Raw genomic sequence first — 1,910 nt, forward strand, 5'->3', positions numbered from 1 at the left:
CAATACGCTGCCCTGCAGCAGGCGCTCGGCGATGCACGCATGCCCGCGCTGCAAGGCCTGGGCACCTTGCTGCCGTCCTACACCGGCGGCGTGCTCGGCCAGCGCACGCAGCAGCAGGCCACCGACGGGCCGTCGTGGGCCACGCTGCTGACCGGCGGCTGGGCCGACCGGCACGAGATCCGCTCCAACTACGAAGGCCAGGCCTTCGGCGCCGACACCGTCTTCAAGCTGCTCAAGCAACGCCGCGCCGACACCCGCAGCGCGGTGGTCGCGAGCTGGAGCGGCCTGCCGCAACTGCTGCGCACCGACAAGGCCGCGGGCTACCTCGAGCTCGCGAAGGACTGCGACGGCAGCGACGACTGCGTCTCGACCGAGGCCGCGGGTGCGCTCGAGAGCGGCGGCTACGACCTCGTAGTGGCCGACTACCAGGGCCCGGCGCAGGTCGCCGACGTGGCGGGCTACGGCACCGACTACCAGAACGCGCTCGCGCAGGTCGACAAGCAGATCGCCACGCTGCGCTCCGCGCTGGCGCGGCGCCGCGCGGCCCAGCCGCAGGAGGACTGGCTGGTGGTCGTCGCCACCACCCACGGCCTGGGCGCCACCGGCGTGGCCGACGGCATCCCGGTGCCGTCGAACCTCGCGACCGCGCTGGTGCTCGACCGCCGCGCCAACCTCGACGCAGCAGCGCCCGCCGGGCTGCCCGCGAACATCGCGGACTGGTACGGCTACGCCTCCACGGCCGACATCGCGCCCACCCTGCTGACCCACCTGTCGGCGCTGCCCGCGGCCGACAAGTACGCGATCGACGGCGCGCCGCTGCTGGGCGCGCCCGGCGTGCGCCGGCTCGCCGCGGTGGCCAACGACAAGCGCAACGGCATCCGCCTGAGCTGGACGCTGCCGGCCCCGGTCGCCTCCATCACGGTGCTGCGCGACGGCGCGGCCGTGGCCACGCTGCCCGGCACGGCCCTCGGCTTCGAGGACACCACCATGCCCTTCGACGCCAGCGGCACCTATGCCTACGACTACACGGTGGTGGCCGACAAGACGCCGGTCTCGCTGCGCGCCTCGCTCGACTACGTGAAGCCGATCGTGCTGCTGCCCAGCGTGGCCAACGGTCTCACGCACCTGTTCCCGCTGAACAGTGCGCTCGACGACCGCATCGCCGGTGGCCAGGTCTTCGTGCCCTGGGTCAAGGGCGCGGCCGCGGTCTATGCGGCGGCCGGCGACGGACCGCTGGGCAGCGGCACCCGCGCGCTGCTGTCGACCGACTACACCGGCACCAAGGTCTGCACGGCCTGCGACGGCGGCTACTCGATCCCGACCGCCAGCGTGACCAGCACCAGCGCGCCCTTCAGCTTCGGCTTCTGGTTCCGCTCCGACGCCACGCGCTCTGGCATGCCGGTGATCTCGAACAAGGACTGGGGCAGCGGCTCCAACCCGGGCATCGCGATCGGCCAGTACGGCAGCGCCCTGCGCTTCAACATCGGCCGCGGCGGCGAGCGCGTGGGCGACAAGGACCTGGGCTTCAGCGCCAACACCTGGGCCTATGTGGTGATGACGGTGGACGTGTCGGCGCTGAAGGCGAACTACTACGTGTTCGACCCCTCGCTGGGCCTGCAGAGCAGTTCCGTGACGCTGACCAGCGCCTTCGCGGCCGCGCTCAACGGCCTCAACAAGGGCTTCTCGCTCAACGAGGACGGCGATGGCGGCTACGGCCCGAACTACCGCAACGGCAATGCGAGCAACACCATCGCCGGGCGCTTCGACTTCGCCGAGTTCGCGACCTGGAACCGCGTGCTGAGCGCGGCCGAGATCGAGTCGATCGCGCGTTCGCGCGGTTCGCTGACCACGCTGGTGCCCTGAGGAGAGACACGCATGCGCAACCCAACGATGCAACGCGCGGCCTGCGC

General features: G+C 71.8%; 1 protein-coding gene. It reads left to right on the forward strand.

Features of this window, described 5'->3' with window-relative positions; genetic code table 11:
• A partial coding sequence (locus tag AC27VN_RS40155; RefSeq protein ID WP_490880312.1) for a hypothetical protein occupies positions 1 to 1,863 on the forward strand: 1,863 nt, incomplete at its 5' end.
• Positions 1,864 to 1,910 lie beyond the last annotated feature (47 nt).

Source organism: Variovorax sp. 20P10.2.4 (assembly GCF_058244205.1).